Origin of the sequence: Corynebacterium glyciniphilum AJ 3170 (assembly GCF_000626675.1) — a bacterium.
Classification (GTDB): Bacteria; Actinomycetota; Actinomycetes; order Mycobacteriales; family Mycobacteriaceae; genus Corynebacterium; species Corynebacterium glyciniphilum.
In genome coordinates this window covers 3,087,384-3,102,267 of sequence record NZ_CP006842.1, presented here as the reverse complement: position 1 = coordinate 3,102,267, position 14,884 = coordinate 3,087,384, and the positions used below count along the sequence as shown (strand labels likewise).

Sequence of the window (14,884 nt, the reverse complement as noted above, 5' to 3'; positions counted from 1 at the left end):
TATGCTTGGCATGATGTCTGTCGCTGTTGTTGCTCTTCTGCTCGGGCTCGCGCTGCTGGTTTCCGCCGCGGGCCTGTTCTGGCGTGCGTCGAAACAGCCGTCGGCACGGCAGTCACGTCAGGTCCCTGCTTCCGCGGAGGTGGAAGACGACCCCACGTCGGGCGGACTCACGGACCAGCGCGCGGTCCCGCCTGCAGGCCAGCTCACAGAGTCAGCTCCCGCGCCTGAGCCAGAATCTCAGCAAGAACCCCGGCCCGCACCCGACTCTGTGTCCGACCCCGAGCCCGCACCTGAGCTGGAGAACGTGGTCACGGAGGCGGACGTCCCCGCTGATCCTGCGCCGGGTGCGGCGCCGGTCGGGGAACCGATCCCGGCGTCCCGTCAGGACGTGGCCAGCGGGGTTGACGAGGCAGACGACACCGCGTCACCGGCGTCCGAGACGTCCTCCAACGGCCTGTTTGCCGGGCGGCGTGCACGCCGGCAGTGGGCGCAGTCCCACGGCTACGAGTACGCCAAGGAGGACCGCTACCTGCCGGGGGAGTGGCCGGACAGCCTGATGACGCTGATCAGGGCTGATGCCGCCGCAGGGTCGGCCACCACCGTGGCCCGTGACCTGGTCTCCGGGTTCACCGGCGGCCACCAGTTCCACCTTGCCGAGGTCAACGGGATCACCGTGGTGGCGCTGCGCCGTGAGGTGTTCTCCCCGGTGCAGGTGCACCTGTCCGACGGGGCGGCGATGCCGGCGGGGATGCGACATTCCGAACTGTGCGACCGGCCCCCGTACACGGGGTACTCCTCGGACAACCGGGCGCTCGACCGGATGCTCGACAGTCGCGTCGATGCGTCCCTGCACGCGCTGGCCGGTTCGGTGTCGGATATCGCGTTCAGTACAACGTGGGTCGCGATGAAGATGGCCCGGCGCACGGACCCGCCGATCTGGGACCACGTGATTGTGCAGGGTCGTGCACTGGTGGCGGCGTCCCGTGTGCTCCCTCCGCGGGTGACCTCGCAGGAGCTGGACATGACCAACGCCGATCCGACCCGTCCGCGCGTGCGCGGCACGGTGGAAGCGGCCGTCGTCGAGGAGCACGCCGGGGAGGCACAGGAGCAGGAGTCGCAGGACGAAGCGCCGGCTCAGCGGGGCCACCTGCGCGCGGTGCCGGACACGGCGCCACCGGAGTCCACGCCCGACGAGGCGGACGGGGTGGACGAGACCTCCGCAGAGAACCATCCGGACGGGGACGTGGGCGTAGACCGGCCCCGGATGGAGCGTTCGACCACGCCGGTCGATTTCCCGACCCGCTCGGAAAGTCAGACGATGGGCGACATTTCGGGTTTCCCCGATGAGGAGGATGAGGAGGCCGTCGATGCGGATCCGATTCCGGCCGTCGGGGAAGATCCGGAGCACAGTCGGACGGCCTCGGGGGGCGGCCCACGGGTGATCCGTGCGGCCGACCAGCGTTCCACCATCTTCGGTGATGATGAGGACTCAGCCGGCACCACCTCCGCCGAGGTCGACATCATCGGTGGGGCAGCGGGTCCGGCGTCCGGGGGGCGTCACCGTGCGCCGTCGGCGCGGCATGCACGTCATGCAGGCGAGTCCGGTGAGCAGGCCGACTATCCGGAGGTCGACGCCGAGGTCGTTGATCCCGAGGACAACTGAACCCCGTAAGATCCACAGCAGTACCCGCCACAGTCTGAAACACGTAAGGACGCCTCCATGAGCACGCCCACCGTCAACGCCGACAAGTTGAAGCGCCTCGCCGAGCTGGTCACCGACCTCGCTGTTGTCCACGGCCGGGTGACACTGTCCTCCGGCAAAGAGGCCGACTACTACGTGGACCTGCGGCGGGCCACCTTGCACCGCGAGTCCTCGGCGCTGATCGGTGAGCTGCTGCGCGAGCTCACCGCCGACTGGGACTACGTCTCCGTCGGTGGGCTGACCCTGGGCGCGGACCCGGTGGCCACTGCCGTGATGCACGCCGGTGAGAACGTCGACTCCTTCGTGGTGCGCAAGGAGACCAAGAAGCACGGCATGCAGCGCCGTATCGAAGGGCCGGACATCGAAGGTAAGCGCGTGCTCGTCGTCGAAGACACCACCACGACCGGAAACTCGCCGCTGACGGCCGTCGCCGCCGTCCGTGAAGCGGGGGCGACCGTGGTGGGTGTAGCCACCGTGGTGGACCGTGCGACCGGTGCAAAGGACGTCATCGAGGCCGAGGGCGTGGAGTACCGCAGCCTGCTCGGCCTGGAAGATCTGGGCCTGGCCTGATGCGGTTCTGGCGGGCGGCGTACCTTGCCGTCGGTGCGGTGTCGGTGGCGGCCGCTGCGGCGGGACGTCGCGGCGACCGGGTGACCAGGGTGGTCAAGCCCGCGCTGATGCCGCTGCTGGGTGCTCATGCGTGCTCCCGGGCCTCCCGCGGTGCCCGTCTGCCCGTGGTGCTCGCCGGGCTTGCCGGTGGCCTACTGGGCGATGTGATCCTCATGGGGAAGGACGGCCGTAGCGACGATGCGTCCGTGCGCGCCCGCAACCTCAACCTGGGGTCCGCCGCGTTCAGCGTGAACCAGGTGGCCTACATCAGCGAGCTGTGGCGCCGGGGCTATCGACCGCGTCGCTCGACGCTGGTGCTGCGCGCGCCGGTGCTCGCCTCGGGGATCGTCACCGCGGCGACGGGTGCACGCGCGGCTCTTCCTGCTGCCGCCGGCTACGGCACGGCGTTGGCGGCGACGTCGGTGCTGGCCGCGGACCCGGGGGCGCGTACGGACGGTTCGTCGGCGGACCTGTCCGGGCTCGGCCTTGGCGGCAATCTGTTCGTCCTGTCGGACGGTCTGATCCTGGCGCGCCTGGCGTTCTTGCGTGGTGGGTCCCCGGTGGTGCAGCGGCTCGACGGGCTGGTGGACGGCCTGGTCATGGCGACGTATGTGGCGGCGCAGCTGCTGATCGTCGAGGGGCTGACGGGGCATACGGCGAAGACCGGGCAGGCGGGGCGGAAGAAGTGAGTGGGGAGCCGGCAGAGCAGTCACCCGGCCGGGGCCCGACGGAGTGGTTCGATCATCCGGTCGGCGTCGGCCCGTGGGGTGAGGAGTACCCGGGCATCCCGTTGCCCGAGGACGCCCATTTCGACCCGGAGCTGCTGGAGAACGGCGACCGGCGCAATGTCGTCGACGGCTACCGTTACTGGCGGTTGGAGTCGATCGTCGCGGACATCGACGCCCGACGGCACAAGCTGCACATCGCGATCGAGAACTTCGAGAACGACTCGAACATCGGCACCGTGGTGCGCACGGCGAATGCGTTCGCGGTGGACACGGTGCATATCGTGGGGCGTAAGCGGTGGAACCGTCGTGGTGCGATGGTCACCGACCGTTACCAGCACTTGATGCACCATGTGGACACGGAGTCGGTGACTGACTACGCGCGGGAGCATGAGCTGACGGTGGTGGCGGTGGACAACACCCCGGGTTCGGTGCCGCTGGAGACCGCTCGGCTGCCGGAGCGGTGCCTGCTGCTGTTCGGCCAGGAGGGCCCGGGGGTGACGGCCCAGGCGCAGGACGCTGCGGCGTTGACGGTGTCGATCGCCCAGTTCGGCTCGACGAGATCGATCAACGCCGGGGTCGCCGCCGGTATCGCCATGCACGCCTGGGTCCGCCAGCACGCGGACCTGGGGGATGCGTGGTGACCAGGGTGCCGTACGTATCGACGGGTTGTTAGCATCGCTGCCATGAACTACTGGCAGTACCTCACCACGGGCGTGAAGTCGGATGACGTGCTGTACCGGAAGTCCCTGTACAACACGACGTTCATTGACGGAGCACTTGGTGTGGTGCTGGCTGCGGTGATGTACCTGGTCACGGACGGGAACCTAGTCGCGACGGGCGCGGGGTATCTGGTCGGCTTCTTCGTAATGAACTATGTCTTCTTCCGTCGGTACCGGAAGAAACGGCTTGAACGTGATGCGCGCGGAGAGAGGGACGAGTTCTCGTTGCTGTGAGCGGCGGGGTACATTTCTCTGGACGTTATATTTCAGAGAGTTAAGGATGTTCGGTTCCCTATGATCCGTCGCTTCGCCAAGCCCCTGTCCCTCGCCGTGCTGCCACTGGCAGTTTCCGGTGCCCTCGTGTCGTGCAGTTCAGACGACTCAGATGCTGCTGGGGAGGACGCAGCTTCCCAGGAGGCACTGCAGAACCCGCCGGCGTCCGATGCTCCGGCTGACCTGATCCTGAATGACGCAAGCACCCCGGAGGGGTACACCTTTGAACCCGCGGGGTCGGAAGGCGACGAGGATCTCAGCGATCTCTTCGCAGACGAAGGGGAGGATAGCGGTGACGTTGTCACCCCGCCCCAGTGCGCGCCGCTGGCGGTCGACCTCGGCTTGGTCCTCCAGTGGTCGATGGAACCAGCGGATAAGACGGCGGTCGCGTCCTTTGTGCAGGATCAAGACGATGAGTCCGGCGTATTCGTGCGGGTGACCACCGGGGCACCGGAGGGCGGCATGCCGGACATTGCGGGGTGCGGGGAGTTCTCCAGTGAGTCGAACAGTGAGTTCGGTTCCATGTCGAAGTCATTCCAGGCAACCCCGGTGGATGTCAGCGTCGACGGCGTTGATGACCTGGCCGCTGCCGACATCACGGTGACGGGGCTGCTTCTGGACGGTGAGGACGTCGGCGCCGAGACGGTAGGCCAGACAGCCCGCTACATCACTGGCGCTCTCGGAGACCGCACGTTCAATTTCCTCGTGGTCGGGCAGGTCGATAATGAGGTCGTGCAGCAGCTGGCTGCGGATCAGGTCGCGCGGATGAACAGCGTCGGAGCATAGCGATAGACTATATTTACTGAGCTCCTGTTCCGAGAAAAATTACTCTCATGTCGACTCATTCCATGGCGTTGACGACCGTATTCGCCGCCACTAGAATCAAGGATTATGGATGGGGGGTGTCCTGTTGCTCGCTGAGGCACGAGAGATGATAGCTACACCCGGCGGTGCCATTGACTCATGGCCGCAATGAGGCTGTCGGCTGATGAGTTAGCGAGCCCGGCTGGCACCCAGGGTGAGTGCGGGTTTCGTACTATCCCCTACGTCTTACGAAGGTGCTCACCAGTAGTCTTTCTTAGTGGACGTTTCCGTCAAAACCTTAGGTCATGTGGGTATCTCGGTGCCGGACATTGGCCGACCATCTGCTCGCGATCAGCTCGAGGCGGTCTACGTCAATGCGACCAGCGCGGCGGATCGAAACCAGCAGATGAGCTGATCACACGGCCGGCGCTCCGACCGCGGCACGGATGAACCTGATAGTGAGCCGTCACGGGTTTGGTGCCGTTTCCTTGTGAGTCAACGAGGGTGAGCACATGCCGAAGAAGATCGATGCCGCTGTGAAGGAGCGGGCTCTGCTGATGATCGCTGACCAGCGGCAGGAGTATGCCCCGCCGACCGATCCGACCCACGTGGTCGCTGCTGGGGTCGGAGCGAGAAAAGAGACGGTTCGACAGTGTGGCTGTCTCTGATATGGGTCGTATCTGGCAGTATCGGAGTATGGGATTGTTCAAGCGCCTCCTTGGTGGTGAGAATGCATCGTCGTCGAAGGAGGTCGCGATGCCCGCGCCCGGATCGACGTCGGATAGTCCGCACACGCCACGCCTTGAGGTCACCTATTCACCAGGTGGCGAGCAGGAGCTCGTCGGTTGACCGGTACGACAACTTTCGCGAAGGTTGCCGTCGCGTGCCTCGCCCAGCGCTATGGTACAGACACCGGCGGGTACCTCGAGTCCGGCGGGACCCTCCAGCGTGAGCCGGAAAACCCCGCTGATCCGATGGCCGTTGCGGTACATGTTGAGGGTGAGAAGATCGGCTACCTCCCTGGCTACCTTGCTCGGCACGTCGACCTTTCGGTTGGCGCTGCGCGTGAAGTGCGCGTGCAGATCTTCACGGAGCTTCTGCCCAAGGGACTCCGCGCTGAAGTTTGGGCGTGGCTCGCGATCGGTGATCCCAACTGGCAATGGTCGGAGACTAACCGCCCTCCGCTCTCATCTGGAGCCAAGGTCGCAACACGCCAGGCTGACATCAACAAAATGGTCGCCGATGCGCTCGCGACCGGTGGTCCTCGAGCAGCGTCCTTTGAAGTAGGCATGGTGCGCGGCGTCCATTATCTTCAGCTCGTCGAGCCGATTAAGCAGCTCAAGCGCGATGGTCGCATGGAAGACGCACTGGTGCTCTGCTACTCGGCGATTCAAGGTGCCGAAGCCGCCCGCGAAGGACGTGCGCCCGCGCCGTGGTACACAGAACAGGCTGCGATCATCCACCGCAAACTTGATCAGCGTGATGATGAGATTGCCGTGCTTCGAAGGTGGCTCGCCATCTGCCCGCCAGATCGTCGCGAAGGCAGCCGGATCAAACAGCGGCTAGAGAAGCTCGCGTAGTGTTGCCCTCCCTGGAAGCCGCAAAGGCGGATGGATTCTCAGCGATTCGCTTACTACTCCCGGAGCGAACTCGGTCCTGGAGACACGACTGGCGTGGTGCTTGGTGGCCTCATGGTTCTTGGATCATTGGGTTACATCGTGGGGTGTGTGGTCGGACGCTTCAAGCGTAGCAATCGCTAGGGTGACCGCCCCTGCGGCTTACAGGTTGTTAGTGGGTGTCGCGGCGGTGCCCGACGCTCCACCACATCTACTTCGAGGTTCCGTGCCGCAGAAGGATGCCAATTAATACACCTGTACTGGTGAAGACCGACGCCATCGGTCGAGTCGGCCGTTCATGTCAGTTCATCATGTCAACGTACAAGGGGCCTCTGATCTTGCTAGGCAGCGAAAGTGCCGCTACTTTGTGGCCGGATCCCCTTCGACTGCTTCACGCTCGGTCTCGACCAGCACGGCCTCGCGGATCGCGCGCAGCCGCAGCAACTGTTTCTGCCCCCGATCCGTGAGACACCAGTACGTGTTCGTGTCACTGCCTGGACGGCGCTTAGTTCCCTTCTCGACGAGCCCGAGGGCCGCGAACTGGACTTTCACGTCGTTGAAGCTCTCAATGGTGACCTCGACGGCGTAGATCCGCCCGACACGGTCGTCTTCCTCGGCCTCGTCATCCCCGGACTTGTCGGCGGACGCTTCGTCACCAACCGTCGCTTCGCCAGTGTCATTGTCATCATTGTCGTCGTTTTTGATGAGATCATTCCGAGCCAGCCTGTCGCACAGAGCCGACAACCGCTCGCGGAGGTACTCCTCGGACGCCTCATCCATGAGTTCGGGACCCAGGTGTTTAAGGATGTCATTCCACGTCGGATTAACCGTCCATAGTCCGTGCGATCGGTTGTGCTTATATGCCTTCCTGGCGTCGAACGTCCGTTTCCAGTGGAACTCGATATTGCACTCGAGCGGGGCGCCCTCCTCGCCCTGCACGAGATCCGATGAGTCCACTACCGAAGCATTCTGCCGCTGTTCGTCGTGGAGGTCCGCCGAGAGTTCACGTACCTTCGCCCGTAATTCGGCCAGCTCCGCCTTAACCGCTGGCGTCATAGCCTCGCTGGCCCGGATCCACCCGACGGCCGGGTGTGACTTGCGGATCTGCATGATCGCAAGAGCGACCTGACCCGGAAGGTCGCCCGGCTCGTGCCAGTATTTGACCATCTTCTTTTCGATCTTGGCACGGAAGGCGTCCAGTTTCTCACGCAGTTCCCCATCGAGGTCGAGTTTGTTGCCAGGCAGCTTGCCTGGGTCGCCGTGCAAGAAGCCCATGACGGGCTTCTTGGTCTTCACGGCATAGTCGAACTCCATCTCTGTGTATGAGAGCTGCTCAACGTCGTCCATGCTGCCGTAGCGTCCACCCACGATCACGACGTAGTAGTCGCAGAGGTCAATGACACCCCTGATGAGGTCCCACTTTTCGGTGTCAGACGCCGGGAATAGTTCCATGCCGGCGGGGATGCAATCGGCCTCGAGAAGAGTCTGAATGGCAGCGCGGCGCTCTTCCACCAAGTCCTTGAACGTGGAACTGATGAAGACCTGCTCGCGCTTCTCGATCGCCATGACCACAATCCTAGACGCCGAGGCCGACAGCAGGTGTCCCCAGATTGGCTTGCCGTCGAAGCTTCGAACATTTACCTCCAATGGCATATCCGTACATTCCGGCCGACCGCTAGTTCCCTGGTCCAGACGGAGGAACGATCTACGGTCGTGTCCCGCAAGCTGAACCTCACCCATCTTTGATCTCGGACGACGGCAGGATGTCTGAGTGGGTGTCCCGTAAGACTCGTCCGCTGACCTGTCCCGGTGAAGGGGCGCTATCTGATGCATCGTTCAGAAGAGTCTTAGGTCCTCGTAGTTGGCGCAACGAGTCAGGACGGGTACTCTGACAGGATCTTGTCAACTGGGGTGTACTTTCCGTTGGGCGCTGAGGCTCCAGAAATGGCAACTGCACCCCGCTGGCGTTGACGTTCAGGTGCTCGACAGACGGGGATACGAGTGCCAAACTGCGCAGAACGACGTCACCTTGAAGTGGCTCGAGTTGCCAGTTCCTTGGCTTGTCGTCCGTCACGATATAAGGGACGTACTGAGACACTCAAAGCGCGACGGGCGTGGACGTAGCGAGGCCGGACAGGATGAAGACAGCGATGAGCAGTGCCTTTGGGAGCGTCCCCGAAAAGAGTGCTGACTTCAAATGACGCGTCTGGCGCGTGTGCCCCGGATGAATGCGTAATCCCTCTCCTCCTGGACAGTCATCGCAATGATGTTGATCGGTGGGATCTCATCCGCCCAGGCATGTGCAACCCGGATGGCCGCGATGTCGGCAAGGTCGCGGTAGACCAGGAGCACGTCGAGGTCAGCCGACCTGTGGCTAGTCAACGCCGACCCGAACAACCACATTTGGACTGCTGATCGGGTCTGCACCACTCGATACAGCCCGGCAAGATGCGGCCACCTTGTCAGTCCTCCTACGAGTCTCCAAGCGAAGACAAGAAATCGCGGAACGTCCGGATCTCGATCCTGGCGTGCGAGGCCGCTTCGAGGGTGGCCGTGGAGGACTCCCTGCAGTTGGGGTTAGTGGTCACCAAGGCATCAACGGTGACCTCGGGGTGCGCGTTGATAAGGCTGTAGACCTCCTCTTGGGTGACCTCATATGGGTTTAGTGTGACGATGACAAGGGTCCGCAAGTCGTCTCGACGCTCAATCGCGTATGCGTCGTAGCCGACTCGCCGCTAGTTGGCGACATGGCGTTTTCCTGAGAGTCGCGAGTGGACGAACTCGTGGTTCTTCGACTTGTAGGTTCCGACATCGTCGCAATCACGCAATGCCGCGTGTAGGGCCTCACGCTACCGACGATGACGCCGAGGTCGTCCGCACGAGAGTAGGCGGCGTTCGCCATCGGGCGCTTGATGACAACGACGAACTGTAGTTCGCTCATCTCTTCTTTCGTATGCTCCAGGTCGTCGGGGGTGAACAGATGACGATTTTTCCGTAGAGCTCGGGTAACTTCGGCGTTGTTCGGCACTAGTCGCTTGACCGCCAGCTGACTTCTTTGGTGGGCTCTCTCCTCGGAGAAGTCGTCCTCGACGGCACCATAGGTGAGGAATACGGCGCGGTTGTCAGCGAGGCGAGATTCGATGTACGCACGCGCGGACGACCTGTCCTTGAAATTTGGCGTGCTGAGCGCCTGCTCGAGGGCCTGTTGATGACGGGCCTTCCAAGCGTGCATGAGCTCGGTCGGGTAGCTGTTGGGATCTTTGTCGACGAATGTGTGGCAGTTGGCACACAGTACCGCGATGTTGGAGTGGCTTGCCCTGTCGCACTCCGACATATCCTTCTTGGCAACGTCGCGGGCACCACCGGTTGTGGCGGCGATGATGTGGGCCATTTCTGCGAAGTGAACGTCACCCCGGTCGGAGAACAGGTAGTTCGGGCACTCGGGTCTTTGGCAGTAGCCGCCGGGCTCGGCCCACAGCCGACGCTTTGTCTCCGCGGAGAGGGGCAGCCGCTCGCACCGGTCAGGAACCTACGCCTTCGTCATGGGCCAAGTTTGACAGATTGCACACGGATCAGCCGCCATGAGCGCATCACTTCGCCGCGTAGATTCTCACCTGTAGCCGGCATGACTAGGCTCATGCCGGGCCATCTCACCCCTACTACTATTCGAAGTGGAAGCCGAACAGGCCACCGTCATCGTAGGCATCAGTAAGGCGGGGCTCGATGATGTCGTCTTTCACGCTGGTGTCGAAGGCGGCTGCTTTCGCAAGGTCATCACTGTTCATCGTCGCGATGTACTGGATGCCTTCCCCGGCACACACTCTTGCTGCGAGCTTGAGAGCTTCACCGACCTGACGTTCGTCTACACCATCGAAGAGATGGCTATCGTGGACGAGAAAATCTGGTCCGCGTCCGTTCCGATGGGCAAGCACAGCGCACGTTAGATCAAAACAGAAAATGACCATCTTGCCGATGCCCTGACTGTTCTCTCCTCCGATGTGGGGGGAGATGTGGAGACTCGTATCGAGTGCTCTGATGTCTATGTACGCATCGCGACCGGGGCCGTAGAGGGCTGTGGCAAACTGTTGGAAAAGAATGTTGACATCTTCAATGTGGGGCTCTCGTTCGGCTAGGTCGCGGTTGATCTCTTGCTGGAGCCTACTTCGCTCGAACTTGATTTCGGTTTGCGTGGCTTCAAGCTGTCTCGCCGTCTCGAACTTGTCCGTGACGGTCTGCAGCTCAGAGCGCGCAATGGATAGTTGTTCTTGTAAGCCAGTGAATGCATCCAGAGCGCCACCATCGCGAAGGGTTTGCAAGAGCTCTGCCTGCTCATCTCCGAGGCGCTCCCGCTCGTCTTTCCGCGTCTCAAGCCGCGACTCGGTACTGGCGATCTCCTCTTCGAGATACGACCGTCGGTTGGAGAGAACAGATTCGTGGAACGCCCGAACATCGTCGTAACGTCGCAGAAGTGCGTCGGGAAGCACGATCCCGAGCTCTTCATATGCGCGGCGCAGGTAGTCGGTAGCCGGCTCGCGTTCCTCGCGAAGGGAGTCCTGTAAGTCTTGGAGATTGCGGCGATCGGCAGCATCCTCAGCTCGCATGCGGCGGATCCTGGCATCGATCTCGTCGGCACGGTTCTGTAGGAACTCATACTCAGGCACGACACGGAACGCTGCGACCTGTTTCTCGAGATTGCGGGCTCGCACACCGGCTGAAGCGACTTGGCCGCGTAGCTCTGACACAGTGCCGACGACCAGCCCGAAGGCTGGATCCTTCATCGCTTCCTTGAGCTTGCGGCGGAGTGTCTCTCGACCGGCGAGTTGCTTATATCCTGCGGCAAGCCTCCAATCCAGACCCAGGAGATAGGCGGCGTTCGTGGTCGCCTCGGCAATTGACTGGGTTGGGTAAGTCTTTACCGGGTCATCTAGGGCATGTTGGTTGACCCGGCGGATGTAGAGCGACAACAGATTCCGTGCACTCACACCTGTGTGTTCTTCCGGAAACGCAAATAGATCTCGCCCGATTGCTGTGACCCATTCCGGGATCGTGACGTTTCCAGCGGTCTCTAAGGGCATCAACTCAGCTGCGACGTTTGGTTCCAGGAGCACTCGACTGCGTTTACTCAATGATCGGCTTACGGTCAACTCGTCCGGTGTAGTTGGCCAATCCAAGCGCAACGTGAACGTATCGGCCTGAAGCGCAGGGTTCTTCAACACAGATCCCCTGAGATCACGCATCCCGAGGAGGAAATGCAAGATCTCGATGAGAGAAGACTTCCCTGCGCCATTGCGGCTATCCGTGTCAGTTGACCGCTCCGTTTTGTCGGCGATTAGGATATTGCGACCGGACTTGAAACTGATCGACTTGAATCGTTCATCGGTGGATCGAAGCTGCTGGAGCATCAGTTCACCCGCTTTCTGTAGAGCATCCCATCTTCGTAGTGAATCGCGTCAAGCGCGTACAGTAGATCCAGCGAAAGCGCGAACCAGGAGAACGGTAGCACGGGGCTGTTGCCATGATGGGCACGCCACGTCTTGAGGGCGTTCCAAGCTTGGCTGACAGTCATAGGTTCCTTGAGCACCATCGAGATTTGAGCGCCGACGGTCAGTAGTGCCCGTTGCGGCGCGATGCCTTTTGTGGGGGTGATCATCGTGCGATCGCTTGGTCGCTAGGCATCCAGCCATCGGGCGCGTTCTCGAAGATGTCGCAGCTTTCGAAGAAGTAGGCCAGGACAGCGGTCTGTGCGCGGTACATGGGAGCAGATGTGAGTCGATTGCCCGCCAGGAACTCTCGGATCCTGAGTAACACGTCTTCCGGCTCCAGTCCGGCGTCCACCGCTTCCAAATACTCCGAATGGAAACGGGCCGCGACGTCGTCGCGCTCAGTGACGTCAATTCTTCGTGCGTAGTACCTAGTAATCATGGCTGAATGCCGCGTACCGTAGCGTAGCTCGGACTGACTCTCCTCTGTTAGGTCGCTGTAACTGAGCTTGTTCGAGGAGACTGTCTCGATGGAGGCCGGCGCGGCATCAGGTATTCGCTCAGCGGCTAAGTCTGTGAGCAGTTCTTCCATCTCCTGCAGACCTATAGATACGGCATATTGCAGCGGTAGCTGCTTCTGCAGGACTGCTTCAACATCGTGGAAATCCTGTCTCCCAAGCATGTCTCTGAAGTGACGCATTCCCATGATCTCAAAAGATAGGTCGGGGTTATCGGTTCTTGCCTGTGTAAGTGCTGTCGATATCTCTGGATGTACGCCGCGCACGTCGTTGTGCACGAATACAAAGGTCGTGAACTGACCGGAGCGTTTGGCGAGTGCTCCACAAAGATCGGAATGAAACTTTCGAATGGTCGCCTTCGCGTCGACGGTTTCAGGAGCGTAGCAAGCGTAGAGCTTGTGGCCGAACAAGTCGAGACCGTCGCTTGATTGATCTCCGAGCTGACCTGCAGTGCGCACATCCACAAATCCGGGAACGCAGAGGGTCATCACGTCATGGAAGAACGCTTCGAAGGAGTTGCCGTGTAGCTCATGTAGGTGCGCCCAGAGCACTCCACGCATAGAAAGGCGCTCGTAGAAGTCCAATCGGTCCCTCCTCTCTGATGTTTCCTCTCTTAGGCAGAGGTTACCTGACTGCGAGCCTGTCGTGATGAAACCGCTGTGTTCGTGCGGGCGTGTCCGCCTTCATTCGGCTTAACAATGTCATCGCCCGGATGCTGCGTCTGTGGTTGAGCAGAGATCGCCTGGTCAAGATCCAGGCGCTACCGCCACTTCCGGAGGCGGAAAGATTGTGACTTAGTTGGCCTCGTCGGTTGGCTGTACATCTGTCGGGTGCCTCGTGCGGGTGCCCGAGGGGGCCGGGGATGTCAAGCAACCGGGGAGTCTTTCCATTCCTCGACGAGGCTCGTGAGTTGACAACCACCCTTGCCCGGGCGGCGGATCCTCTCGTCAGAGGGGTCGGCCACAGGCATGTTGCACTTCGAGAGGCGTTCTGACCTGCTTCTAGAGTCAGAAGGACTGCTCGTATGATCGGTGAGTCAGTCGATGAGGCCCGTCGCTTCCCCGCCGCTTAGGACTGAGTTGTATCGGGGCTGTGTCTCTGCCGCGATGACACGGCTACAATGTCTAGGAGCGTGTGACGCCCTGCTTTACATCTAGTGATGGGCGAGGTTCAGAGGTTAAGTCTTGGGAAGTGGTGTAGCTCCCTTCCGCTGAAACAGTGCGCATGACGCCAGGTCAGGGACCATCAAGAGGCTGATGCTGGGATCGGCTCATGCTGCCTCCGGCACCGGCTCGTCGGCGTCAAAGACGTTGGCGTTCATCATGGTGCGCGTCTACTCCAGACTCACCAACGACATGTAGCGGTTCTGCTGGATCCAATCGTCATGCTGCTCGGCCAACACCGTCCTGACCAACCGGACGACCGCATCACGGTTCGGAAAAATTCCGACCACGTCAGTGCGCCGGCGAATCTCGCGATTGAGCCGCTCGGTGGGGTTGTTGGACCACACCTTCGTCCACACAACCTTCGGCACGCTGGTGAACGCCAAGAGCTCATCAAGGGCCTCCTCCAGGTAGTTGGCGACGTGCGGGAACTTCTGGTGGCAGAACTCAACGACTTCGTGGGCCTGGGCCCACACCGCCGCGGCATCGGGTTGCTGGAAGATTGTCTGGAACATCGCCGACAACGTCGGCGACTGGGTCTTCGACACCATGTCTGACAGGTTCTTGGCGAAGTGCGTCCGGCACCGCTGCCACGGGTGCGTTCGGCAGAATCTCGCCGATGGCGTGCTGGATGCCCAGGTGGGCGTCGCTGGTGAGCAGGTAGACCCGGTCCAGCCCGCGGGCCTTGAGATCCCGGAAGAAGCCGGATCAGGACGCCACCGACTCGGATGTGGCGACCTGCATGCCCAGTAGTTCCCGGTAGCCCTCATTGTTGACTCCGCAGGCCAGCAGCACGGAGGTCTTGACCACTCGTCCGCCTTCGCGGACTTTCATCGTCAGCGCGTCGCAGGACATGTACAGGTACGGCCCGGTGTCCAGGGGGCGGGTTCGGAAGTCCTCGACCATGGTGTCGAGGTCTTTGGCCATGTTGGATACCTGCGATTTTGACAGGTTGGTGATCCCCAGGCTGGCGACCAGGTCATTCATCCTGCGGGTGGAGACGCCCTTGAGGTAGCACGTTGCGGACGGTGCTCAGGGCTCGTTCGGCTCGGCTACGGCGTTCCAGCAGCCAGTCGGGGAAGAACGCGGCGGAACGGAGTTTGGGAACGGCCACGTCGACAGTGCCGACGCGGGCGTCGAGGTCGCGGTGGTGGTAGCCGTTGCCGGTGTTGGTGCGCGACTCGCTGGTGGTGGCGTAGTCCGCGCCGCAGATCTGGCCGGCTTGGGTGGACAGGATCTTCGTTGATGAAGTTCTGCAGTATCTGGCGCATC

15 protein-coding genes and 1 pseudogene are annotated in these 14,884 nt (G+C 61.8%); 9 read left to right on the top strand and 7 right to left on the bottom strand.

The features are described 5' to 3' along the window. Positions 1–13: 13 nt before the first annotated feature. The 9 genes from CGLY_RS14535 to CGLY_RS14505 all read left to right on the top strand — a co-directional run bounded on the left by CGLY_RS14535 (position 14) and on the right by CGLY_RS14505 (position 6,415). A complete protein-coding gene (locus CGLY_RS14535) occupies positions 14–1,663 on the top strand; it encodes a type III secretion system chaperone family protein (protein WP_038553372.1) in 1,650 nt (549 codons plus the stop codon). A 57-nt stretch (positions 1,664–1,720) separates the two neighbouring features. Further along, positions 1,721–2,272: an orotate phosphoribosyltransferase gene (gene pyrE / locus CGLY_RS14530; RefSeq protein ID WP_038550322.1), complete on the top strand. Its 552-nt coding sequence runs from the start codon at positions 1,721–1,723 to the stop codon at positions 2,270–2,272. Continuing rightward, positions 2,272–3,000 carry a lysoplasmalogenase family protein gene (locus CGLY_RS14525; RefSeq protein ID WP_052540301.1) on the top strand — a complete coding sequence of 243 codons (729 nt, stop codon included), beginning with the start codon at positions 2,272–2,274 and terminating at the stop codon, positions 2,998–3,000. The genes pyrE and CGLY_RS14525 overlap by 1 nt, the downstream gene beginning before the upstream one ends. After that, positions 2,997–3,680: a TrmH family RNA methyltransferase gene (locus tag CGLY_RS14520; RefSeq protein ID WP_038550321.1), complete on the top strand. Its 684-nt coding sequence runs from the start codon at positions 2,997–2,999 to the stop codon at positions 3,678–3,680. Before CGLY_RS14525 ends, CGLY_RS14520 begins: the two co-directional genes overlap by 4 nt. Positions 3,681–3,722: 42 nt before the next feature. After that, positions 3,723–3,992 carry a hypothetical protein gene (locus CGLY_RS14515; RefSeq protein WP_038550320.1) on the top strand — a complete coding sequence of 90 codons (270 nt, stop codon included), beginning with the start codon at positions 3,723–3,725 and terminating at the stop codon, positions 3,990–3,992. A gap of 60 nt (positions 3,993–4,052) precedes the next feature. After that, a complete protein-coding gene (locus CGLY_RS14510) occupies positions 4,053–4,817 on the top strand; it encodes a hypothetical protein (RefSeq protein ID WP_038550318.1) in 765 nt (254 codons plus the stop codon). A 530-nt stretch (positions 4,818–5,347) separates the two neighbouring features. Then, a complete protein-coding gene (locus CGLY_RS17635) occupies positions 5,348–5,503 on the top strand; it encodes a hypothetical protein (RefSeq protein ID WP_158407404.1) in 156 nt (51 codons plus the stop codon). Between the two features lie 28 nt (positions 5,504–5,531). Beyond that, positions 5,532–5,684: a hypothetical protein gene (locus CGLY_RS17630; protein WP_158407403.1), complete on the top strand. Its 153-nt coding sequence runs from the start codon at positions 5,532–5,534 to the stop codon at positions 5,682–5,684. Next, the gene (locus CGLY_RS14505) at positions 5,681–6,415 is read left to right on the top strand and encodes an HIRAN domain-containing protein (protein WP_038550317.1); all 735 of its coding nucleotides are present in this window, start codon (positions 5,681–5,683) and stop codon (positions 6,413–6,415) included. Before CGLY_RS17630 ends, CGLY_RS14505 begins: the two co-directional genes overlap by 4 nt. A gap of 396 nt (positions 6,416–6,811) precedes the next feature. Here CGLY_RS14505 and CGLY_RS14500 read toward each other — a convergent pair whose 3' ends face one another. From CGLY_RS14500 to CGLY_RS14465, 7 genes and pseudogenes are all read right to left on the bottom strand, one after another. Next, on the bottom strand, positions 6,812–8,017 hold the full coding sequence (locus CGLY_RS14500; protein ID WP_052540299.1) for a DUF4062 domain-containing protein: 1,206 nt from the start codon (positions 8,015–8,017) through the stop codon (positions 6,812–6,814). Positions 8,018–8,644: 627 nt separating this feature from the next. Continuing rightward, complete coding sequence (locus CGLY_RS14495; protein ID WP_144313702.1) at positions 8,645–8,833, bottom strand: hypothetical protein; 189 nt, start codon at positions 8,831–8,833, stop codon at positions 8,645–8,647. 280 nt (positions 8,834–9,113) lie between these two features. Further along, the gene (locus tag CGLY_RS16900) at positions 9,114–9,842 is read right to left on the bottom strand and encodes a hypothetical protein (protein ID WP_052540297.1); all 729 of its coding nucleotides are present in this window, start codon (positions 9,840–9,842) and stop codon (positions 9,114–9,116) included. Between the two features lie 271 nt (positions 9,843–10,113). Next, complete coding sequence (locus CGLY_RS14480) at positions 10,114–11,853, bottom strand: ABC-three component system protein (RefSeq protein ID WP_038550312.1); 1,740 nt, start codon at positions 11,851–11,853, stop codon at positions 10,114–10,116. Further along, positions 11,853–12,101: an ABC-three component system middle component 6 gene (locus CGLY_RS14475; RefSeq protein WP_038550309.1), complete on the bottom strand. Its 249-nt coding sequence runs from the start codon at positions 12,099–12,101 to the stop codon at positions 11,853–11,855. Before CGLY_RS14475 ends, CGLY_RS14480 begins: the two co-directional genes overlap by 1 nt. Continuing rightward, positions 12,098–13,033: an ABC-three component system protein gene (locus tag CGLY_RS14470; RefSeq protein WP_052540295.1), complete on the bottom strand. Its 936-nt coding sequence runs from the start codon at positions 13,031–13,033 to the stop codon at positions 12,098–12,100. Before CGLY_RS14470 ends, CGLY_RS14475 begins: the two co-directional genes overlap by 4 nt. Before the next feature lie 686 nt (positions 13,034–13,719). Continuing rightward, positions 13,720–14,883, bottom strand: a pseudogene (locus CGLY_RS14465) (IS256 family transposase). Position 14,884: the final 1 nt, after the last annotated feature.